Source organism: Streptomyces sp. 2P-4, from assembly GCF_030167965.1.
GTDB classification, from domain to species: Bacteria; Actinomycetota; Actinomycetes; order Streptomycetales; family Streptomycetaceae; genus Streptomyces; species Streptomyces globosus_A.
The window spans coordinates 379,141-400,847 of the sequence record NZ_CP095011.1; the positions used below are offsets into that span (position 1 = coordinate 379,141).

16 protein-coding genes and 1 tRNA gene are annotated in these 21,707 nt (G+C 77.1%); 7 read left to right on the top strand and 10 right to left on the bottom strand.

What is annotated here, in order from left to right; translation table 11 throughout:
- Window positions 1-82: 82 nt before the first annotated feature.
- Window positions 83-781, top strand: coding sequence for a hypothetical protein (locus MUK52_RS01760; RefSeq protein WP_114055585.1), 699 nt, complete (start codon window positions 83-85; stop codon window positions 779-781).
- Window positions 782-869: 88 nt separating this feature from the next.
- On the opposite strand, the gene MUK52_RS01765 is transcribed toward MUK52_RS01760, so the two are convergent.
- The 4 genes from MUK52_RS01765 to MUK52_RS01780 form a co-directional block, all read right to left on the bottom strand.
- Entirely contained in the window at window positions 870-1,511 is a 642-nt protein-coding gene (locus MUK52_RS01765) for a DinB family protein (protein WP_114055584.1), read from the bottom strand.
- A gap of 58 nt (window positions 1,512-1,569) precedes the next feature.
- Window positions 1,570-2,211: a HutD/Ves family protein gene (locus MUK52_RS01770; RefSeq protein ID WP_114055583.1), complete on the bottom strand. Its 642-nt coding sequence runs from the start codon at window positions 2,209-2,211 to the stop codon at window positions 1,570-1,572.
- Window positions 2,212-2,271: 60 nt separating this feature from the next.
- Entirely contained in the window at window positions 2,272-2,658 is a 387-nt protein-coding gene (locus MUK52_RS01775; RefSeq protein ID WP_162793195.1) for a hypothetical protein, read from the bottom strand.
- Between the two features lie 173 nt (window positions 2,659-2,831).
- Entirely contained in the window at window positions 2,832-4,193 is a 1,362-nt protein-coding gene (locus tag MUK52_RS01780; RefSeq protein WP_114055581.1) for an FAD-dependent oxidoreductase, read from the bottom strand.
- Between the two features lie 208 nt (window positions 4,194-4,401).
- On the opposite strand from MUK52_RS01780, the gene MUK52_RS01785 reads away from it, so the two are divergent.
- Window positions 4,402-5,454, top strand: coding sequence for a PHP domain-containing protein (locus MUK52_RS01785; RefSeq protein ID WP_284574300.1), 1,053 nt, complete (start codon window positions 4,402-4,404; stop codon window positions 5,452-5,454).
- A 20-nt stretch (window positions 5,455-5,474) separates the two neighbouring features.
- Window positions 5,475-5,547, top strand: a tRNA-Cys gene (locus tag MUK52_RS01790).
- Window positions 5,548-5,673: 126 nt separating this feature from the next.
- Here the strand turns inward: MUK52_RS01790 and MUK52_RS01795 are convergent.
- Window positions 5,674-6,642 carry a hypothetical protein gene (locus MUK52_RS01795; protein ID WP_284574301.1) on the bottom strand — a complete coding sequence of 323 codons (969 nt, stop codon included), beginning with the start codon at window positions 6,640-6,642 and terminating at the stop codon, window positions 5,674-5,676.
- 240 nt (window positions 6,643-6,882) lie between these two features.
- Here MUK52_RS01795 and MUK52_RS01800 point away from each other — a divergent pair, with 240 nt between their 5' ends.
- From MUK52_RS01800 to MUK52_RS01815, 4 genes are all read left to right on the top strand, one after another.
- Complete coding sequence (locus MUK52_RS01800) at window positions 6,883-7,071, top strand: DUF6381 family protein (protein WP_114055578.1); 189 nt, start codon at window positions 6,883-6,885, stop codon at window positions 7,069-7,071.
- A 110-nt stretch (window positions 7,072-7,181) separates the two neighbouring features.
- Window positions 7,182-7,688: a mycothiol transferase gene (locus MUK52_RS01805; RefSeq protein WP_114055577.1), complete on the top strand. Its 507-nt coding sequence runs from the start codon at window positions 7,182-7,184 to the stop codon at window positions 7,686-7,688.
- A 59-nt stretch (window positions 7,689-7,747) separates the two neighbouring features.
- Window positions 7,748-8,326, top strand: coding sequence for a helix-turn-helix domain-containing protein (locus MUK52_RS01810; protein ID WP_114055576.1), 579 nt, complete (start codon window positions 7,748-7,750; stop codon window positions 8,324-8,326).
- 58 nt (window positions 8,327-8,384) lie between these two features.
- On the top strand, window positions 8,385-8,876 hold the full coding sequence (locus tag MUK52_RS01815; protein WP_284574302.1) for an HAD domain-containing protein: 492 nt from the start codon (window positions 8,385-8,387) through the stop codon (window positions 8,874-8,876).
- A gap of 9 nt (window positions 8,877-8,885) precedes the next feature.
- Here MUK52_RS01815 and MUK52_RS01820 read toward each other — a convergent pair whose 3' ends face one another.
- From MUK52_RS01820 to MUK52_RS01840, 5 genes are all read right to left on the bottom strand, one after another.
- The gene (locus MUK52_RS01820; protein ID WP_284574303.1) at window positions 8,886-10,772 is read right to left on the bottom strand and encodes a hypothetical protein; all 1,887 of its coding nucleotides are present in this window, start codon (window positions 10,770-10,772) and stop codon (window positions 8,886-8,888) included.
- Window positions 10,769-14,479, bottom strand: a complete 3,711-nt coding sequence (locus tag MUK52_RS01825; RefSeq protein WP_284574304.1) for a DUF5682 family protein — start codon at window positions 14,477-14,479, stop codon at window positions 10,769-10,771. Before MUK52_RS01825 ends, MUK52_RS01820 begins: the two co-directional genes overlap by 4 nt.
- Complete coding sequence (locus MUK52_RS01830) at window positions 14,476-15,639, bottom strand: ATP-binding protein (protein ID WP_284574306.1); 1,164 nt, start codon at window positions 15,637-15,639, stop codon at window positions 14,476-14,478. Before MUK52_RS01830 ends, MUK52_RS01825 begins: the two co-directional genes overlap by 4 nt.
- Window positions 15,640-15,805: 166 nt before the next feature.
- Complete coding sequence (locus MUK52_RS01835; protein WP_284574307.1) at window positions 15,806-20,779, bottom strand: DNA-binding protein; 4,974 nt, start codon at window positions 20,777-20,779, stop codon at window positions 15,806-15,808.
- Window positions 20,779-21,645, bottom strand: coding sequence for a DUF4132 domain-containing protein (locus MUK52_RS01840; protein ID WP_284574309.1), 867 nt, complete (start codon window positions 21,643-21,645; stop codon window positions 20,779-20,781). The genes MUK52_RS01835 and MUK52_RS01840 overlap by 1 nt, the downstream gene beginning before the upstream one ends.
- Between the last annotated feature and the right edge of the window lie 62 nt (window positions 21,646-21,707).

Sequence of the window (21,707 nt, forward strand, 5' to 3'; positions counted from 1 at the left end):
GGCCTTCCGCCGGCGGACGGCCGCACCCCTGCGGCCGTCCGCCGGCTCCTTCATCCCACCGCACCAGGGAGCACCACACACGATGCGCACACGACGCTCCTTCCCCGTCCGCAGCGGACTCGGGGCCCTGATCCTGTCCCTGTTCCTGGCCCAGGCCGTGGCCTCGCCGGCCCCGGCCCGCGCCCACGGCTCCACGCTGAAGGTGGTGGTCACCGGGGAGCGGCAGGGCCGCGTCGCCACCGAGATCACCTGGGAGAACGACGGGGACGCCGTCGACGGGGCGGTCGCGGGCACGGTCGACGCGACCAGCGCCGACGGCACCCGGACCCTGGGCCCCTGGAAGCTGGTCCGGGACCCCGGCCCGGACCGAAAGGTCTGGAACACGGCCGAGGCCCTGCCGCCCGGCACCTGGAAGGTGACCGTCCGCGTGGGGTACCCGGCGCTCGGGCAGGCCGACGCCGAGGTGTCCGTACCGGTCGTGGACCCGGCGCCCTCCGGCGGCCCGGGCGGGACCGGCGCGCCTGCCTCCCCCGACGCCTCGGCCGGCACCGGTGGCTCCGGCGGCTCGGCGGCGCCCACGGCGCCCGTCCCTTCCGTCGCCGCCCCCGGCGATTCCCCCGCGGCCGCGCCCTCCGCATCGCCGTCCGACGGCGGCGGCGCCGGGACCGCCGGCGACGACAGCAGCGTGTGGTGGTGGACCACGGCGGGTGTCGCCGTGATCGCCCTCGCGGGAGCCGCCGTCGGCCTCCTGCTGCGCCGCGCCCGCGCCCGCCGACTCTGAGGGGCCGCGCAGGCAGCCACCGCCCCCGCCCGGCCCCGCGCGGCCGGGCGGGGGCCTTTGCCTGTGCCGGCGCCCCCTCCGGGTGCTGTCAGGAGCGGGCGGCGGTGTCGCGGTAGAGGTCGCGCAGGAGGGCGATCTCGGCGCCGTGGTGGAGGAGTTCCTGGTTGACCCACCAGACGATGTCGGCGAACGGCTCCTCGGCGTCGCTGCCGTGCGGGTAGGTGCAGTAGCCGACGGTGTCGAGGGCGGCCTCGTCGACGCCGAGCAGGGCATCGCGCCAGGCGGCCGCGCCGGCCTCGAACGCGGCGACCGCATCGGCGGCGCCGCCGGCGACGGGGTGGCGGTCGCGGGTGAGGGAGCGGCTGCCGGCGGTGTGGTCGGCGCGCAGGGCCAGCATCTCCGCGAGGTGGCTCAGCCGCCAGGCCAGGGTGGTGAACGGCGGCGGCCAGGGGTGCGGATAGGCGGCGGCGTCCCGGCCCCAGGGGCCGCAGCCGGCCAGCGCGGTGGCCCGGGGCCCGGGGCCGTCGGTACGCCGCCGGACCGACCAGCAGCCGGGGACGGGCTCCCAGAGCCACTCCCCGTCGGTGAGCGGGCCGTCCACGGCGGTGGCCGCTCCGTCACCACTGTCCATGACGGGGCCGCTCAGGCGGGCGGTGAGGCGTTCGCGCGCGAAGTCGAACTGCGCGAGCAGCAGCGCGAGTCGGGGCGGCGTCGCGGTGGGCGGTGTCACGGAGGGCTCCCGGGTGCGGTGTGTCGGCGCCGGCGCCTCCGGCCCGCGCGGCAGACTGTCACAGCCCCCGCACGCCCGCCACCGAATTGCGCCGCCGCCCGGGGCGGCCCTGCCGGCCCCCGTCGCCGAGGCGGACGACGGCGGTGCGGCCGGGGCTGTCGAGGACCGCAATGAAGGGGCCCCGGGCGAGGGCCGCGTCGTACCGGCCGAGGGCGGTGGCCGCGCCGTCCGCGGCGAGTTCGGCCGTACCCTCCAAGGGGACGACGAGCAGGGTCTCGCCCGGGGCGCAGGAGACGGCGAGCGAGCCGCGCACCACCGCGGTGTCCGCGGGGGCCGTACCGCGCCGGTACATCACGTTGAAGTTGACGACAGGGCCGCCGAGGAGCCTGCAGTCGGTCGGGGCGTCCCCGGGGAAGCGCTGCGGGACGTACCGCTCGTCGACGAGGCGGGGCGCACCGGCGACGGTGAGGTCCATGCCGGCGCCTTCGGCGAGCGTGAGCGTGCGGTCCACGCCGGGGAACGCGGAGAACGGGCCGTCGGAGGCCACGTCGGCGAGGCTGACGCGCCAGGCGAAGCCTTCCATGCCGGCGCCGGGCGGCCACGCGGCGATCTCGCGGGTGACGCCGCCGCCGTTCTTCCAGGCGACGGCCGCGCGGTCGGCGGCGCGCAGCACGCGCGGTCCGCGGTGGGGGGCCTGCATGTCGGTCCTTTCGTGCGGGGTCGCCGTCCCGCGGCGGCGCCCGGCGGGGCGGGAGCCCGTTCAGACGAGGTCCAGGCCGCGCGGCGGGACGAAGAGGTGCGCCGCCCGGTGCTCGGCTCCGACGAGGAGCGCACCGGCCGCCAGGTCCGACGCGGCGGTGTTCTCGACCCTGCGCCGGTGTTCGTCGCACCGGGCGCACGCCGGCGCCCAGTCGGGGAGCAGGTCCGGGTGGGTGAGGGCCATGTGGCGGGCGAGGCGTATGCGGGAGCCGGGCCCCCTGTCGGCGGGGTCCCAGTCGACGCCCTGCCCGCCCGTGAGCCAGAGTTCCGCCGCGGCCTCCTGTATCTCCATCATCGAGCGGTAGAGGCGGGCGCACTTGGTGCAGCCGAACATCCAGGCCGGGGGAAGCGGCCACACGTCCTCGGGACTGAGGTCATCGGCACTCATGGCGGCCACGGTAGCGGCGGCGCGGCGCCCGGTGCAGGTGTTCCGGCGGACCGGCCGGCCCTCCTGCGGGCCGGGCCCGGCCGCGGCGTACGGGGGCGGCGTCGGGCGGTGCGGCGTACGGGTGCGCGCGGGCCCGGGGCCGCCGGCGGCGGGTCCCGGGCCCGGGACGGGAGTTACGCGCCGCTCGCGCGGAGCATGTCCTCACGCTCGACGATCTTGATGCGCTCTCGGCCCTCGGGCTCGCCCAGCGCCTTCTCGGCGGCGTCGAGCCGGTACCAGCCCTCCCATGTCGTGTAGCGCACCTCGCGCTCGGCGAGGAAGGCCTCGACGGCCTCGGGGGCGGGCTCGGCCGGCGCGTGCAGGCGGCCCGCGGCGTGGTCCTCGAGGAGGTTGGCCACGGTCTCGTTCGCGTCGCCCTTGGTGTGGCCGATGAGGCCGATGGGGCCGCGGCGGATCCAGCCCGTGACGTACGTCGACTGCAGGTGCGCGCCGTTCTCGATGACGCGGCCGCCCTTGTCCGGGACGGTGCCGGACTCGACGTCCCACGGCAGCTTCGGCAGCTCGTCGGAGAGGTAGCCGACGGCCCGGTAGACGCCCTGGACGTCCCAGTCGGTGAACTGGCCGGTGCCCTTGACGTTGCCGGTGCCGTCGAGCTCGGTGCGCTCGGTGCGCAGGCCGACGACCTTGCCGTCCTCGCCGAGGATCTCGACGGGCGACTCGAAGAAGTGCAGGAACAGCTTGTGCGGGCGCTCGCCGGTGTCGCGGATCGCCCAGTTCTCCAGGGTCTTCGCCACCATGTCGGCCTGCTTGTTGGCGCGCCGGGTGGCAATGGAGCCCTCGTCGTAGTCGATGTCCTCGGGGTTGACGATGACCTCGATGTTCGGCGAGTGGTCGAGCTCGCGCAGCTCCATGGGGCTGAACTTGGCCTGGGCGGGGCCGCGGCGGCCGAACACGTGGATCTCGACGGCCTTGTTGGCCTTCAGGCCGTCGTAGACGTTCGCCGGAATCTCCGTGGGGAGCAGCTCGTCGGCGGTCTTGGCGAGGATGCGGGCCACGTCGAGGGCGACGTTGCCGACGCCGAGGACGGCGACCTTCTCGGCGTGCAGCGGCCAGGTGCGCGGGACGTCCGGGTGGCCGTCGTACCAGGAGACGAAGTCGGCCGCGCCGTAGGAGCCGTCCAGGTCGACGCCCGGGATGGGCAGCGCGCGGTCGGCGGTGGCGCCGGTGGAGAAGACGACGGCGTCGTAGAAGGAGCGCAGCTCGTCGAGGGTGATGTCGCCCGGGTAGTCGACGTTGCCGAAGAGGCGGACCTGCGGCTTGTCGAGGACCTGGTGGAGGGCGGTGATGATGCCCTTGATCCGCGGGTGGTCGGGGGCGACGCCGTACCGGATCAGGCCGAAGGGGGCGGGCATCCGCTCGAAGATGTCGATGGACACACCCGGCTCGGCGGCGGCCTCGGACTTCAGCAGCGCATCGGCGGCGTAGATGCCGGCGGGGCCGGCTCCGACGATTGCTACCCGCAGGGGGCGAGGCATGACAGGTTCCCTTCGACCGAAAAAGTGTGGATCACTGGGAACCCTAAGCTAAGGACACCCTTACCCGACACCCGCCCCCCGTTTATGACCCCATAACCAGAACTTATGACCTCCCAAAGTGGTCCTTGGAGAACCCTACTGGTGGGTACAGGAGCAGGGCGCAGGGCCGCGAACCGGGTCAGACTGGGAGGAAACAGGGAGGTTTCCGATGGACCCGGTCGCGGCGCTGGATCGGATCGCGTTCCTGCTGGAGCGGGCACAGGCACCGACGTACCGGGTCCGCGCCTTCCGCAACGCTTCAGCGGCGCTGGCCGGCCTGGGTCCCGACGACGTGGCGCGGCGGGCGGCGGCCGGGACCCTGGAGCACGTCAAGGGCATCGGCCCGAAGACCGCCCAGGTCGTCCTCGAAGCCCTCGGCGGGGCCGTTCCCGGATACCTGCAGAAGCTGGAGGACGAGGCCGCGGCGCATCCCGCCGGGCCGCCCGCCTCCCCCGCCGCCCTCGCACTGCGCGCGGCCCTGCGCGGCGACTGCCACCTGCACTCGGAGTGGTCGGACGGCGGCAGCCCGATCGAGGCGATGGGCCGGGCCGCGGCCGCGCTGGGCCACGAGTGGGCCGTCCTCACCGACCACTCGCCGAGCCTGGCGGTCGCCCGGGGTCTGACGGCGGAGCGGCTGCGCGAGCAGCTCGACGCCGTGGCCGAGCTGAACGCCGGGTGGGCGCCGTTCCGGCTGCTGACCGGCATCGAGTGCGACATCCTCCTCGACGGCTCCCTCGACCAGGAGCCGGAGCTGCTGGACCGGCTGGACGTCGTCGTCGGGTCCGTCCACTCCAAGCTGCGGATGGACGGGCCCGCCATGACGCGCCGGCTGCTGACCGCCGTGGCGAACCCGCTGATGGACGTCCTGGGGCACTGCACCGGGCGGCTGGTGACCGGGCGGACCCGGCCGGAGTCCCGGTTCGACGCCGAGGCCGTCTTCGCGGCCTGCGCCGAGGCCGGGACCGCCGTCGAGATCAACAGCCGGCCCGAGCGGCTCGACCCGCCCCGCCGGCTGCTGCGGCTCGCCGTGGAGGCCGGAACCCTCTTCGCCGTCGACACGGACGCCCACGCCCCCGGCCAACTGGACTGGCAGCTCACCGGCTGCGAACGGGCCGCCGAATGCGGCGTCCCGGCGGACCGGGTGGTCAACACGTGGTCCGCGGAGGACCTCCTGGCCTGGACCCGCACCCGCCGGCCGCCGGGGCGGGGGCGAGCGGCGTAGGCTGTCCGCCGCCGCGGTGTGGGCGTGTAGCGCAGAGGTCGTCGCATCCTCTCGCAAAGAGGAATGACGCCGGTTCGAATCCGGCCCGCCCCACCGCGTGCGCCGGGCGTCGTCGCGAGGTGCCCTTGCGCGGCTCGGCCGCTCGGGCCCCCGGGGCATGGTCGCGGGGGCGGAGCCGGCGCGTGCGCAGCTCCGCCCCCGCGGGCTCACCCCCCAGCGTCAGCCGCGCGCCCCCGCCCGCGCCCTCGGCGCCCGGGCGGCCAACGCCAGCCCCGCCGACAGCGCGGCGACCGCCGCGCACAGCACCGCCGCGGCGCCCGCCCAGGGCAGCGGCGCGCTCACCGCGCCCAGCAGCGGGTCCAGGCCGCTGACCCCGCCGACCACGTGCAGGGCGACGACCCCGACCGCCGCGGCGGCACCGGCCCGCCAGGCAGCGTCGCCGCCCCGTACCGCCAGCAGCGCCCCGAAGCCCAGGCCGAGCAGGGCGGCGAGCAGCGGCAGCAGGGCCGCCGGCCCCGCGGCCGGCACCGCCGCCGGGTCACCGGGCAGGTGGAGGGCGCCGCAGAGCAGCAGCACTGCCGCCACGGGCCGCCGCAGCACGCGGCGCAGCCGCCGCGCCCGCACGTGCGCGGGCTGCGCGGACCCGTCCGCGGCCCGGCCGGCGGCGGGGTCCGAGTCCCGGTCCGCGGCGGGGTCGAGGGGGCGGCCCCGAGGGGCCCCCGCCGGGGCCGCGGCGGGGCGGCCGTACGGACGCGCGGGAGCGGCGGCAGCGCTGCCGCCGCCGTCCGTCCCGAGGATGCTGACGAGCAGGGCGACGTCCTCGACGGGCCGACCCACGGCGGCGGCGCGCAACGTGACGTCCTTCTCGGGCCCTTCTCCGGCGGCGTCGTCCAGCAGGGCGACCATCTCGCGCACTTCGTGCACGGGCCGCGCCACGGCCGCCGCGCGCAGCGCCTGGTGCCCGCGGTCCGGGTGCTGGCCCGTCTCCTTGAGGAGGCTGACCAGCTCGGCGACCTCCTCCAGCGGCCGGCAGGTGCCCGCCGTCTCCAGCAGCGTCCGTATCGGCTCGGCGGCCGCCGGGCCGGTGCCGTCGCCTGTCTCGTGGTCTGCCCATTCGTCGGTGGCGGCAGGCTCGCGGGGACCGGCGGGCTGCGCCGCCGCGAGCGTCATGGGGTCAGGGTCGTTCATCTGAAGCTCCGTTCGCCGACGCGCGGGTCTGCGTAGTGCGCGCCGGTCAGCGTGCGCCATATGGATGCGCACGCCCGTTCCCATTCACGAGGACACGGCCGAACGGCGCCATCCGCGGCGGGCAAACGGGGGAACCGGCCCCGGCGGCCCCTCACCCGTCGGCGGCGGTTCGAGATGCGGCCCCGCGGCGCGGCTGTTTCGCTGGGTCCGCCCTCCTTCCCCCACACACGAGGAGTGATCATGGGCGTTACAGGCGAATCCGGCGGCCGGGTCCGGCAGTTGCGCGAGAAGGCACAGGAGCTGCAGCAGGCGGCCGAACGCTCCGGCGACCCGGACGAGCGCCGCCGCCTCCAGGACAAGGCGCGGCGCCTGCGCGAGCAGAGCGAGCAGGAGAGCCGGATCGACGACCGGGGTATGGACCCCATGTAGCGCAGCGCCGTCCGGGCCACCGGCCGGCGTGCCCCGCGGGGCTCCCGGCCGGTGCGCCGTACGGCGGCACGGGCGCGGGCACGGTTCGAGAACACGTCTGGGGACGGTGGATGAAGGCGACGCAGGTACTGGCCGACGGGTACGGGCGGATCCGGGAGGTGGTGCACGAGGTGGTGGACGGGCTGTCGGCCGAGGAGCTGAACATGCGGACCGGCCCGGACGCGAACTCCATCGCCTGGCTGGTGTGGCACCTGAGCCGGGTACAGGACGACCACATCGCCGACGCCTCCGGGCAGGAGCAGGTCTGGACGGCGCAGGACTGGGCGGGCCGCTTCGCACTGCCGCTGCCCGCCGACTCCACCGGGTACGGCCACACCGCACGGGAGGCCGGCACGGTCCGGGTCGACTCCGGCGACCTGCTGCTCGGCTACCACGATGCCGTCCACGAGCAGAGCGCGGCCTTCCTCCGCGGGCTCGCCGCCGCCGACCTGGAGCGGATCGTCGACAAGCGGTGGGACCCGCCGGTCACCCTCGGCGTGCGGCTCGTGAGCATCCTGGCCGACGACCTCCAGCACGCCGGGCAGGCGGCGTTCGTACGGGGTCTGCTGGGCCGCTGACCCCCGGACCCGTCCGGCGGAACGGCCGGGTCCGCCGGACAGACCCTAGGCTTGCCGGCATGGCGAACGACGACGCAGCGGTCCTGGCCTCCGTCGGCCCGCGGCTGCGCGCCCTGCGCAAGAACCGCGGCATCACCCTGACCGCGCTGGCCGACACCACCGGCATCTCGGTCAGTACCCTGTCCCGGCTGGAATCCGGGGCCCGCCGCCCCAACCTGGAGCTGCTGCTGCCGCTGGCCCGCGCCTACCGGGTCCCGCTCGACGAGCTCGTCGGCGCGCCGCCGGTCGGCGATCCGCGGGTCCGCCTGAAGCCGATCCGCCGGCACGGGGCGACGATCGTCCCGCTGACCCAGAACCCGGGCGGGCTCCAGGCCTTCAAGATGGTCATCCCGCCCACCCGCAGGAACCCCGACCTCCGCACGCACGAGGGCTACGAGTGGCTGTACGTCCTCAGCGGCACGCTCCGCCTGGTCCTCGCCGAACGCGACCTGCTCCTCCGCCCGGGCGAGGCGGCGGAGTTCGACACCCGCCTCCCGCACTGGTTCGGCAGCACGGGCGACGCCACGGTCGAACTCCTCAGCCTCTTCGGCCCCCAGAGCGAACGCGTCCACGTCCGAGCCCGTCCGAGCGGCTCGTAGCGAACCGGGCGTTGCAGGGGGCCTGCACGTCCCGCGGCGGTTCGGTGATCATGGCGGGATGGATGCAACCGAGCCGATCGTGTTTCTTGATGTCGACGGGCCGCTGATTCCGTTCGGGGCTTCGGAACAGGAGCTGCCCGGGGGGTATCCCGCGTACGGCCCGGCCGACGAGGGGAATCCGCTGCTTGCGCGGCTTGATCCTGCGCTGGGGGCGCGGCTGTCGGCGCTGCCCGGGCGGCTGGTGTGGGCGACCACCTGGTCGGACGACGCCAACGCCGTCGTGGGGCCGCGGCTCGGACTGCCGGTGCTGCCCGTGGTGCGGTGGGAGCACGGCGGGGGGCGTTCCGGGCACTGGAAGCTGCCGTCGCTGCTCGCCTGGGCGGCGGGGCGGCCGTTCGTCTGGGTTGACGACGAGATCCGTGAGGCGGACCGGGCCTGGGTGGGCGAGTGCCACCCAGGCCCGGCCCTGTTGCACCGCGTCGACGCGCGGTTCGGGTTGCGGGACGCGGACTTCGCCCGCGTCGACGCCTGGTTGCGCGGCTGCCGCTGAGGTGCGGGCTCAGTCCCAGGAGGCGGCCACCAGGGCCCGTCGGGCCGCGGCCAGGTGGGTGGCCGCGGCCAGCCACGCCCAGGCGTAGGCGTCGGCCGACGGGTCGGTGAGGCGGCCGAACGCGTCGCGCGGCCGGCGGTCCGCCTCGGCGGCGAGGTCCGCGGCCAGTTCGGCCGCTGTGGTGAACCCGGCCCTGCGCAGCGGCCCGTACGCGGCGAGCGGCTCGGGCCCGCGCCCGGCCTCGGCGACGGCCCGGCGGCCTCCCGCGACGCCCGACTCCAGCAGCCGGTCGGCCCGCCAGAGCGGCGATTCGGCCAGCGGGTCGGGGCCCGGTTCGGCGGGCGGGGTCTGCGGGGCGGTGCTCCTGGGCGGGAAGTTGTCGCCCTGGAGGCGGTCGTAGCCGAGGTCGGCGCGGCCCAGCAGCCCGTCGGGCAGCCGCAGTGTGTACGCGGCGCCCGGGACGGGCCCGACGGCCAGGGGCCGCAGGGTGGCGGCCCGGTCGAGGTCGGGGCGGCCGAGGACGCGCAGCGCGAGGCCCGGATGGGAGGCGATCCGGCGGAGGTTCTCCAGGTGCGGCAGTTCGGGGTGCGGGTGGGCGGCGCGCAGCCGCAGCACCGGCCCGTCGGGGCGGTCCTCCCGTACCAGGAGGTCCTCGCCTGCCGGGCCGAGCACCGTGACGTCGCAGCCCAGCAGAGCCGGGCCGGCGCCGTCCGGGTCGGGGTCGGCGAGCTGCGCGGCGACCGCCTCGGCCGCCGGGCGGGCGAACAGCGCGGCGGCGGGCTCCCCGGTCCAGGGGATGCCGGGCATCGGGTGGGCCCGTACGCCGCGTCCGGCGCCGAGCCGGCCGTCGGGCGAGACGGTGGCGCCCGCGATGCGCAGGCCGCCGCGGGCGAGGCCCGCGTGGTCGAGGGCGGCGCCGCCGAGGACCACCGAGGCGGAGCCGGCGCCCTTGGCGCGGGCCAGGCCGCCCGGGCGGACGTCCGACAGGGAGTGGCGTCCGCCGTCCTGCGACAGCAGGTGGGTGACCACTCCCCCGTATCCGGTGGCGGACAGCACCGGTTCCCGGCACAGCCCGTACACCCGCAGGTGGCCGCCCTGCCGGTAGCTGCGCCGGGAGGTGCCCGTCCACGCGGGGTCCGCGGTGCCGGAAGCCAGCAGGGCGGCGGTCTGGAGGAGTTCCAGGAAGGACGCGGCGAGGTCGGCGAGGCGGTGGCTGCCGCTGCGCTCGCGCGCCGCGCGCAGGCCGCGTACGAGGCGCAGGGTGGCGGCCTCGGCGCGCGGCAGGCCGGCGACGCGGGCGCTGTGGGCGGCGCGCAGCAGTTCGGCCTGGACGACGGTCCCGGCGGCGGTGGCGCCGGCGGCGAGTGCCTCGGCGCCGGCCCGCCACAGGGCGACGGCTGCGGCGGCCTGCGCCGCGCTGAGGGCCGGCGGCGGCGCGTCCGGCCCGCCGGCCGGGCTCGCGGGGCCGCCGGCGGCTGCCGGGGAGGTTGCGGTTGCCGCCTGCCCGCCGGTGCCGTCGGCCGCGGCGGCTGCCGCGGTCGCGGCCGGCCGGGCGGGGTCTGCCGCCGTCTCCGGCTCCGGTGCGGCCGGTGTGTCCGCGAGCGGGGCCGCGCCGAGCGCGGCGGCCCGGTGCAGGCAGCGGGGCGCGAGCAGGCAGGTGCAGAGGGCCCGTTCGGGGGTGTCGACGGCGCCGCCGGGGCCGGGCCGCAGGGTGACGACGGCGTCCTCGCCGAACCGGATGGTGACGGTGCCGTCCGCAGCGCGCTCGGCCGGTGTCGCGCCCGTGGCGCAGCCCTCGACGGCGGCGTCGAGCTTCTTGCGCAGCCGCGCGGTGAGGTGCTCGACGGCTTCGGCGAGGACCTCGGGGGCGACGGGCGGCAGCAGGTCGGTACTCAACGGGTTTCTCCACGGAGGCGGTCGCCCACCCAGCGGGCGAGGGCGAGCGGGCTGAGGGCGGCCACCGGCATGCCGGCCGCGACGAGCTGCCGCGCGACGGACACCGAGTAGCGGGGGGTTCCGGTGTCGTCGAGGGCGGCGCAGCCCATCAGGTGGGCGCCGGACGCGGCGAGCGCCCGCACCTCGCCGAGGAGTCCGCCGATGGGGGCGCCCTCCTCGAAGTCGCTGACCACGACGACGAGGGTCCGGCTCGGCACCGTGATCAGGGAGCGCGCGTGGGCCAGGCCCGCGGCGATGTGGGTGCCCCCGCCGACGCGGACCTCCAGGAGCAGCGACAGCGGGTCCTCGACGCGGTCGGTGAGGTCCACGACCTGGGTGGAGAAGGCGAGGAAGTGCGTCGACAGGGTCGGTACGCCGCCCAGGACCGCGGCGGTGAGCGCCGACCAGATGACGGACGCCTCCATGGAGCCGGAGACGTCGACGACGAGGACGAGCCGCCAGTCGGCCTCGCGGCGGGCCCGCGTGTGGAAGACGGGCCGCTCGGGGACGACGACGAGGCGTCCGTCGTCGAGCCGCCGCGTGTGCGCCAGGTTGGCCCGCAGGGTGCGGTCCAGGTCGAGCCGTCCGCCGGGGCGGCGGCTGGGGCGCGGCGTGTTGAGGCCCGACAGGGCGGGGCGCAGCCGGGTGGCCAGCTCCTTGGCGAGTTCGTCGACCAGGCGCCGCACGAGGGGGCGCAGGCGGGCGAGCTGGGCCTCGGGCAGGCCGCCCGCGAGGGACAGCACGGAGCTGAGGAGTTCCACGGAGGGCCGTACGGACGCGGGGTCGAGCTGCGTCAGCACGTCGCTGCGGCCGGTGTCGGCGGCGGCGGCGAGGACTTCCTCGCGGACGTCCGCGCCGAAGAGCGCCTGCAGTTCCTCGGCCCATTCGCGGGCCGTGGGGAAGGAGGCGTCCTGGCCGCCGCCCGTGCCGGAGCCGGCGCCGGTGCCGCCGTCGAGGTCGGCGGAGCCCTCGCCGCGGCCGGTGCCGTACAGCTCGTCGAGGGCGCGGGCGTACCGGCGGGCGCCTGCGGGGAGCCGGTCGCGCTGCCGGCCGAGGAGCAGCCGCCAGCGGTCGGCGGGCCCGAGCCGTACGGCGTCCCCTGCGGCGCCGGTCCCCACGGGATCCGCGTCCGCGGGCGGTGCGGGCACCGCGGCCTGCGCTCCGTCGGCGGCGGCGCCAGCCGCCTCCCCGTCCGCTGCGGAGTACGCGGCGGTTGCCGGTGCGGCCGGCGGTCGTGCGCCGGCTTCGGCGGCGGCCGGGTCCGCGGCGGCGGGGTCTGCGGGGGCGGGGCGGTCCGGACGCGGGAGGGCCTTCAGGGCGGCGGCTCCGGCGGCGTCCGCGGCCGCCCACAGGGCGAGCAGCGCGGGCGGTGCGTCGAGGGTGAGGTCGATGCGGTCGCCGAGGCGTTCGGTGACGGTGGCCAGGAGCCGCTCGCGGGCGGCGGGGGCCAGCGTGTCGAAGCCGCCGCGGAGGGCCGGGAGCCGGTCCAGGAAGTCCGTGTCGGCGAGTGAGTCGACGCGGTCCAGCACGGGGAGGAGTGCGGCCGCGGAGGACTGCAGCAGCGGCCCGGCCGCGGTGAGCAGCCCGCCCAGACGGCGCGTCAGCGCGCGGCGCGCCTCGAGGGTGGAGGCGCCGTCGATCCAGCCGGCGGCGCGGGCTCCGAGCCCGTCGGCGGGGTCGAGGTCGAGCAGGACCCGTACGGCGAGGGCCGCGCCCTGCATCAGGGGGGAGCCGTCGGCCGCGAGCGCGGTGAGGGCGTCGTCCATCCGCAGGCCGAGGTGGCGGCCGGCGGCCCGGTCGGCGAGGGCGACGAGCGCCCGTGCGTCGGCGGGGTCCTCGCTGCCGGCCAGGCCGGGCAGGGCGCGTACGGCGGCCTCGACGAGTTCGCCGGTGAGGGCGCCGGCGGCCTCGCACAGGCCGTCCGAGTCCAGCGGGAAGTGCCCGCGGGCGAGCCCTTCCAGCAGGTCGAGCGCTTCGAGGAGTTCGGGCAGGGCCGCGGTCTGCGGCAGGACGGCGGCGGCCTCCTCCAGGCGTGCACCGACCAGTTCGGGCAGGTCGCAGCGGGCAGCGTCGGCCAGGCCGGCGAGGATCTGCTGCGGGGTCGGTCCGCCGTCGGCGGCGGCCCGGCGGGCGGTCTCGCCGAGCGTTCCGGCGGCGGCCTGGGCCGCGGTGACGCCGCGGGCCCCGGCGAGGTCCAGCCGGGCCGGGACGGACGGCGTCCACTTCAGCCGCCACTTGGTGCCGAGCGCGGTGCCGTCGCCGGTGCCGGCCACGTCGAGGGCCTCTCCGTATCCGGCGCCGAGGACGGCGAGGCGCTGTAGGAGCACCTCGCGCCGGCGGTCGAGCGGGGAGCGCAGGGGGTCGAGGCGGATCTCGCGGGAGGCGGGGTCCTGTGGGCCGGGCAGCCGCAGTTCGGTGAGCTCCGCTTCGACGCCGGGCCCGAGGCCGGAGCGCGGGGCGTGCGGGGTGATGCGGCCGCGGCCCGTGCCCACGAACACGGCTTCGAGGGCGCGGGCCAGGGCCCGGCCGCGGCCGAGGGGCTCGCCCTGGCCGAGGACGGTGGTGACGGCCTCCAGGAGTTCGCCGCGTCCGGGCGCGGGCAGGCCCCGCAGGGCGGCCAGGTCGCAGGCCAGGCGCAGGGCTTCGGCGGCCTCTCCGGTGCCGGCGGTGTGGCCGGCGCGGCGCAGCTCCCGGCACAGGCCGGTGAGCGCGTCGGATGCCGCGGTGCGGAGCCGCCCGGGGTCGCCGCCCGCCTCCAGGACGGCCTGCTGCCAGCGGGGGTCGCGAATGCCGGCGGGGTAGCCGGAGCGGGAGTCGAGCAGGTCGAAGGAGTACGGCACGAGCGAGGTGACGGCGGCCTCGGCGTCCCCGGCGGCGTCCCCGCTGCCCGTGCCCGCGCCGTCGGTGTCGAGGAGCGCGGCGTCGAGGAGCGCGGGCGCGTGGAACGCGCCGATGACGGCGGCGACGCGCCTGCCCCCGGCTGCCGCGCCGGCGATGACGCGGCGCATCCGCGCCTCGCGGGCCAGGTCCGCGGCGGGGACGTCGGCGTCCTGGCGCAGTGCCCAGCCGACGCCGAGGGCGGCCCGGCGGACGGCCTCGGGCGTGCAGCCCGGAGCGAGCACCTCGACGGCGCGGTCCCACATGTCGTCGCCGTCGCGGCCGGTGCCGGAGGCGCTGAGCGCGTCCGCGTACGTACGCCCGCGCACGGCCGGGCCGTCGCCGTCGGCGGCGCCCGGCGCCGCGTCCGAGGCCTGCCCGGGGGTCCAGCCGGGGTCGCCGAGCGGCAGGTCGCAGCACAGCACCTCGGCGCCGTGCCGGCGGGCCCACCGGATCGCCGCCAGCTCCGGGGAGAAGTCGGCGAACGGGTAGAACGCCAGGCCGCCGCCCCGCCCGGTGCCGGCGAGGGCGACGGGGGCGACGGTCTCGGGGTCGGCCAGGTGGTCCAGCCACGGCCGGAAGTCGGCGGGCAGCTCCACGCAGACGGCCTCGGCGCCGGAGGCGTCCAGCAGCGCCGGGACGACGGCGGCGAGGGCCGGGCTGTGGTGGCGTACGCCCAGCAGGTAGGGCTGCCGGGACGCGGCGAGGGCGTCCACGGCGGCCCGCGGGTCGGCGGCGCCCGGGCCGGGGCCGGCCGGAGGCGTCGGCGCGCCCGCGGTGAGGGTGGTCATCGCAGGCTCCCGCGCAGGTCCCACAGGCGGCGCCACATGGCCGAGCCGTCCTCGGCGCGGCGGCGGACCGGGCCGTCCCAGTAGCCGAGCAGGCGGCCGTGGTCGGCGGGGTCGTCCTTGCGTACCACGCCGAGGAGATGGCCGGGCAGCAGGTCGAGGACGTCGCCGCCCGGCAGGTACGCGGCCGCGACGCCCAGGGAGGCGGCCACCTGGACGGCTTCGGCGGTGGACATCACGGTGCCGGGGCGCTCCACGTCCCAGCCCTCGGCGGAGCGGCCGGAGCGCAGGTCGCGGAAGACGGTGACGAGGGCGTCGAGGACGGCGTCGTCGACGCCGAAGGAGGCGCCGGCGCGCTGCACGGCCGCGACGGCCTGGCGGCGGATCAGGGTGGCCTCGGCGTCCGCGTCGGCGATGGGGTCGACGGTCTCGAAGTTGAAGCGCCGCTTGAGGGCGGCGGACATCTCGGAGACGCCGCGGTCGCGGAGGTTGGCGGTGGCGATGACCGTGAAGCCGGGGGCGGCGCTGACCACGGCGTCCTCGGTGGCGGTCAGTTCGGGGACGCTGACGCGCCGGTCGGACAGGATCGACACCAGCGCGTCCTGTACCTCGGGCAGGCAGCGGGTGATCTCCTCGACACGGACGACGCGGCCGGTGCGCATGGCGGACACGACCGGGGAGTCGACGAGTGCCTGCGGGGTGGGGCCCTGGGCGAGGAGGAGGGCGTAGTTCCAGCCGTAGCGGAAGGCGTCCTCGGTGGTGCCGGCGGTGCCCTGCACGGTGAGGGAGCTGGTGCCGCTGACAGCGGCGGCGAGGAGCTCCGACAGCATCGACTTGGCGGTGCCGGGCTCGCCGGTCAGGAGCAGGCCGCGCTCGCCGGCGAGGGTGACGACGCAGCGTTCGACGAGGGCGCGCTCCCCGACGAACTTGGGGGCGATCTTCATCTTGGCGGGCAGTCCGGTCCGGCGCCCGCGCAGGGTGAGCTCCTCGCCGTCGCTGCCGCAGACGAAGGTCACGACGGCGCGCGGGGTGAGCGCCCAGCCGGGCGGGCGGGGGCCGGTGTCCTGCGCGGCGAGGAAGGCGAGTTCGTCGGCGTACCGCTCCTCGGCGGGCAGCGTCTGGCGGGCCGGGGCGGGCGGTTCTTGGGTGGCGGTGGTGGTCATGGCGGGTCCTCGGTACGTGGGAGACATCGGAAGAAGGAACGTCGGGGAGGGGAGCGGGAAGAAGGGGCGGGCCCGGGATGCGGGGCGGCCCGCCGGGCCGGCTGACGTCCTCGTGAAGGGACGGCAGCCGGCCCGGCGGCGGTTCTCGGCCCGCGGGGGCCTGCGGTCAGCGGCGGCGTGCGCGGGTGCGCTTGACCTTGAGCTGCTCGAAGCGGGGGGCGTCGCCGTCGGCGACCCGCTGCCAGGCCCGCCGGTACAGGTCGGCGACAGGTTCGGCCGGGACGAGGACGCCCAGGGCGGGGCGGGCGCCGGCGGCCAGGCCGTACAGCGGGAGCTTCCACTGCTCCAGCGGCAGGACCGGGGTGTGCATCTCGGCCCAGCCGCCGGGCAGGAACAGCGTGCGCCCCGCCCGGGTCCGGCCGGCCGTCACCACCAGGTCCGTCGCCCCCAGTTCCGCCCGCGCCGCCTTCATCCGGGCCGGCTTCCAGCCCGTCCAGCGCACCGTGTTCCGGTCCGTCGGGTCCGGCATCGCCAGCAGCATCAGGTACAGCACCGCCGCATCCGCACCCAGGCCGCACGCCTCCTGCACGGCGGCCACCACCTCCGGAACCGAACGCCCCGGATCCTGCGGCCACCACGTCCCCCCGGCATCGGCACCGCCCGCCGCCGGCGCCCCCGGATCGGCCAGCAGCGCCGCGAACCGCGGGTCCCGGACGCACCGCAGCGCCGCCTCGACCGAGGTCTCGGCCTGGTCGTCGCCGCGCAGGGCGGGCAGGTACGGGTCGGAGCCGGTGGAGTCGAGGAGGCTGGTGCGCAGTGCGGGGCGCGGGCGGTCGTCGTGGGTGGCCATGACGACGGCGCCGTACCGCTCGTAGCCCTCGCCCGTCTCGGTGGGGGTGCCGGCCGCCTTGCGGAAGCCGGGCAGGTCGGCGTAGTAGCCGAGGTCGAGGAGGAGTCCGGGGGCGGCGAGGCGGCCCCGGACGGCGGTCAGGGCGCTCGGCAGGGCGGCCCGCATGGGGTCGCCGGCGGGCAGCCGGTGGGCGAGCCATGCCGTCAGCCCGAGGGTGGTGGTCAGCACGGCCGAGGTGAAGGCCGGGCCGTTCGGGTCGCAGGGCTCGACGCGGTCGCGGTTGACCTTCCACGCGGTGTCGGTGCCCAGTACGGCGGACTCGCCGGGGTTGAGGACGTCGCCCAGCGCGTCGTGCACGGCGCCGGCGGTGCGCACGGCGCGGTTCGCCTCGGCGAGCAGCCACTCGGGGACGGGGGTGCGGCGGCCGACGCGGCGGTTCCAGACCTCCGCGGCGGCGGCCGCGTCCGGGCCGTCGGTCCACAGCCGCGCCGGGTCGGCGGGCAGCAGCGCCGCGACGACCTCGCGCCGCACCTCCAGCGGTACGGCCTTGAGCTGGTTGCGGGCGATCTTGGCGTCGGCGGCCTTGATGCCGAGGGCGGTGCGGAGTTCGGCGGGCAGGAAGTGGTGCTCGTAGCTGTCGATGTTGGGCAGGCCGGCGATCAGCAGCCGTGCGGCGGTCGCGGTGACGCCGGTGAGGCGGGCGAACTCGTCGGCGGCTTCCGGGTGCAGCGGTGCCGGCCCGCGGGCGGCGGCCTCGGTGAGGAAGGCGGCCAGCCAGGCGGGGGCGCGGTGGCGGTCGCCGAGGGGGGATTCGCCGCTCGGCGTGTACGGGCCGGGGACGGTGAACCGGCCGGACGGGTCGTACAGCAGGGCCCCGAACACGCGCCCGCCGGGCACGGCTTCGGTGTCCTCGGTGATGCCGAGGGCGGCTCCGCCGCCGAGCGGGAGCACGCTGCGGTGCGACACGTTGCGGTCCCGGCCGTCGGGGGTGGTGAGGTGGCGGTCGTCGAGGTGGACGCGGACGCGGCGCCAGCGGTCGGCGGACTCCTGGGCGGAGGCCAGTCCGAGGGCGTCGATCTGCGCGAGGACGGTGCACAGGGCCGCCCGCTGCGCGTCGTTCGCGGCGGGCCCGACGGCCCGGTAGGCGATTGCCGCGGGGTGGTCGAGCATCGCCGTGAACGGCAGGCCCGAGTGGTCCAGGGCGGGTGCGTCGAAGTGCAGCCGGCCCGGTACGGGGGCGGCGCCGGTGTCGGCGGCCGCGGCGGCGAGGCGGTGCAGGAAGCGGTGGGCGACGTCCCGGTCCGCGTTCCAGTGGTAGTAGCCGCTGCCGATGACGCCGCGCAGGGCGCCCGCGAGGAGCTGGTCCGTTGGGCCCGCCGGCTCGGCGGGCCGGGCGGGCTCGGCCTCGCCGGGGTTGAGGCGGGCGGCGATCGCGTCGAGCGCCCGCTGCTGCTTGAGGGCGAACCGCGCGACCTCGATGATGCCGGCGATCAGCTTGGTGTCGGTGACCTGCGGGAGGACCGCGCGCACCAGGTCGGGCAGGTCCTCGGTCCTCTCGGCGGTGGCGACCGCCTTCATCAGCGCGGCGGCGGTGTCGGCGCCGGCGGCGCGCAGGGCGGCGGAGCCCTCGGGGTCGCGGGGGCGCAGCGCGTACCAGAAGGGCAGCGGCGGCAGCTGGACGACTCCGGTGGAGAAGCCGTCGCTGCGGTGGTCGCCGCCGGTGACGGTGGTGACGACGCCGTCCGGGTCGGTGATGGACAGGGTGCGCCAGTTCTGCGTCAGCGCGCGCGGCCGGTCGTCGCCGGGGACGGCGAGGGCGGCGACGGGCATGCCGCGGTCCTCGGGGAGGCGGACGCTGCGGCCGGCGGTGTCGCGGCCGTACCAGCCCTGGCCGGGGATGCGGACGGCGTGCCAGCCGAGGAGCCCGTCCGCGGCGGGGCCGAGGGCGGAGCCGTCGACGGCGGGCGCGGGGCGCAGCCAGGCGGCGCCGGCGGAGAGGGTGCTGTCGGCGGGGTGGCCGCGCAGGGCGTCGGCGAGGAACGCGGGCTGCGAGAAGCGGCCGCGGGCCCCGTCGGCGGGGTCGTACTCGCACCAGCCGCCGCCGTTCTCCTGCTCGCGGCGCTGCCACACCCAGTACGAGGTGCCGTCGCACAGCACGGGCCGCTCGGGCGGGAGGGCGGTGTCGCCGGCGTGGAGGATGCCGCCGCCGGTGGTGCGGCCGCCGCCGGGCAGGGGCAGGCTCACGTCGGCGGAGCGCAGCGACCAGTGGTTGCGGTCGCCGCCGACGGTGAAGACGTTGGCGGGGTCGGTGTGCCAGTAGCCCTTGACCTCGCTGGTGTTCCAGGAGGACCAGAAGACGAGCAGGGCGCCGTCGACGTAGTGGAAGCCGTGGCGGTAGGCGTTGCCGGCGGGGGCGCGCAGGTCGTGCGTGAGGACGGTGGAGTCGGCGTCGATGACGCGGACCTGCCGCTCGTTGGCGACGATCAGGTACGGCCAGGCCTCGACGACGGTCAGGGAGTCGCCGTGCCGGGTGGTGCGGGCGGGCTGCAGCTCGGCGAGGGCGGTCTCCCAGGCCGGCCAGGAGAGCTCCTCGAAGAGGCCGCTGCGCAGGGTGCGGGCGGTGATCTCGCCGAGGTCGGCGGCGGCCGCGGCGGCCACGCCGTCGCGGGCCAGTTCGAGGGCCTCGGCGGGCAGCCAGGACAGGCGCTGGATGGCGTCGGGGAGGCGGGGCAGGCCGGGGGCGGTGGAGCGGGCGGCGACCTCCTGCATCCAGTCGGTGAGCATGGTGCGGCCGCCGGGTGCGGCGGCGAGCCGGCGCATGGCGTCCGCCCCGCTCTGCGCGTCGTTGAAGGCGTACGCGGCGCGCTGGAAGGCGGGCCGGAAGCGCGGGTCGGCGGCGAGCGCGACCAGGTCGCGGCGGGTGTCGCCGGCGGCCCAGTCGGCGAGGTTCATGTTCCTGTCCCGGTGGTGGCGGCGCTGCTTCGTGCCGTCCTCCTCGGGGTCGGCGACGGGGATGCCGAGGGACAGCAGCAGGTCGAGGAGGTCGACGTCCTGGGCGCCGATCCGCAGGCCGGCCTCGCGGTCCGGCGCCGAGGTTTCGGCGCGCAGCCGGTCGGCGGCCCGCTCCACCAGGTCGAGGAGGGCAGGCAGGGCGGGGCGGCGGCCCCAGCCGCTGTGGCGGGCGGCGTGGAAGCGCTCCAGCCAGCCGGAGGTGCCGTCGGTGCAGCGCTCTTCGGCGGGCAGCCCTGCGTCGATGAGGCCGGCGGTCGCCCCGGACTCCTCCAGGACCTCCAGCCACAGGTCGGTGAGGTCGCCGTCACCGCCCGGCGGCATCAGTTCGAGCAGGGTGCCGCGGACGGCGGGCTCGCGCCGGGCGAGCGCGACGAGCGCGGTGCGGTGGGCCTTCCACCAGCCGTACGCGGCGCGCAGGGTGGCGGGCAGCGGCAGCAGTTCGGCCAGGTAGTCCTGCTCGGCGCGGTTCCCGGTGATCCCGGCGGCGCGGGCGAGGCGGCGGAGCTCGGTCGCGGCCTGCGCGGACGGCGGCAGGCCGCCGGCGGTGCGGCGCACGCACAGGCGCACGAAGCGGGCGTGGGCCTCCTCGGGGCCGACGCGGGCGGAGAGCGCCTTGGCGTAGCCGGTGAGGACCTTCACGGGGAGGGCGCCGACGAGGGCGAACTCCAGGAAGACCGCGTCGAGGCGGTCCTCGTCGACGGCGAGGCCGTGCTGGGCCTCGGCGTCGCGGGCGCGGCCGAACAGCTGGGCGGCGTAGGTGGTGTTCTCGACGGCGAGGAAGAGGCGCGCGGCCTGCTCGTAGAAGACGGGCAGGAAGTGCGGGACGGCGGCGGCGAGCCGGCCGGCGAGTTCGTGGCAGGCGTCGAGGGCGGCCTTGGGCTTGTTCTTGGCCTGGCGGGCGACCCGGTCGAGTTCGGGGACGACCGCGAGGGCGTGGTGGCCGTCCTCGGGGTGGTGAACGAGGACCCATTCGGGGAAGCCGAGGGCCTGGCGCTGGCCGAGGCCGACGACGGGCGGCTCGGCCGCGTCGGGGACGAGCCCGAGGAAGCCGGCGGCCAGGTCCTCGGCCGGGCCCAGTTCGGCGGCGGCGAGGCGGACGACGACGCGGCCTTCGGGCAGGGCGGGGTGCCGGTAGGCGCGGGCGGTCAGGTCGACGGCGGACGGGCCGGCGTCGGGGGTGCCGACCGGGAGGACGGCGCCCGCCTTCAGGAGCTGTTCGGCCCGGAGGGCGGTGGTGGCGGTCGTCGCGGTCGTGGTGGTGGTGGTCGTGGTCGTCATCACGCGTCCTTGCCCTCTTCGATCTTGCGGCCGGCGTAGAGCGCCGCGGCCATGCGCATCCCCTCGGACCAGGCGACCGGGCCGACCTCGGCCAGGCGGACCGTCCGGCCGTCCGCGTCGTGCCAGGTCAGTGCACCCGTCGCGGTCTCGGCGTCGTAGTAGGGCTCCCCGATCCAGACGGCAGCCTCCACGCCGCGCCCCGAGTCGCGGACCGCGCAGGTGGCGTAGCCGCCGGAGACCCGGTAGCCGAGCGAGGTGGCGCGGGCCGCGAGGCCGAAGCGGTGGGGGAAGACGCCGCCCGCGTAGTCGCGGACCTCGGTGGCCTTGTCCTCCAGCCCCTCCGGCTTGTGCCAGGTGGCCCGGTGGATCTGCTCGACGCGCTGCACGATGCCGAGTTCGGCCGCGAAGTCGCGTACGTCGTCCAGGTCGGGCAGCAGCACCGGGTGCGGCAGGGTGACGGTGCGCGGCGAGAGCCGTACGGTCTCGCCGTCCAGGTTGACGACCTTCAGCTCGCCGGAGGAGGTCGCGTCGCGGAGGAAGCCGACCTCGTCCGGGTCGTCGCCGACGACGGCCGTGTCGCGCAGCGCGCCCTGCCAGGCCTCGTCCTGCCAGACGCTCGCGAGGAGCGCGGTCGGGACGGGCAGCGAGGACACCATCCACGCGTCGACCTGCGCGGTGCAGGCCGCCTCGTGCCGGTCGAGCCATTCGGCGAGCCGGCGCAGCCGGTCCACCTCGGGGTGCTCGCGCAGGGCCTTGGGCAGGGACTTCAACTGCCGCCCCGCAGCCCGCCCGGTGGTGGACCGAGCCGCCACCTTTCCGTCGATCAGGGCGATTTCGTACCCCTCGCCCGCTGCCAGCCATGCCATCAGTACGTGCCTCTCCGCCTGCCCGATCCGGTTTCGCGCAGCATTGGCCAGAGGCGAGAAAT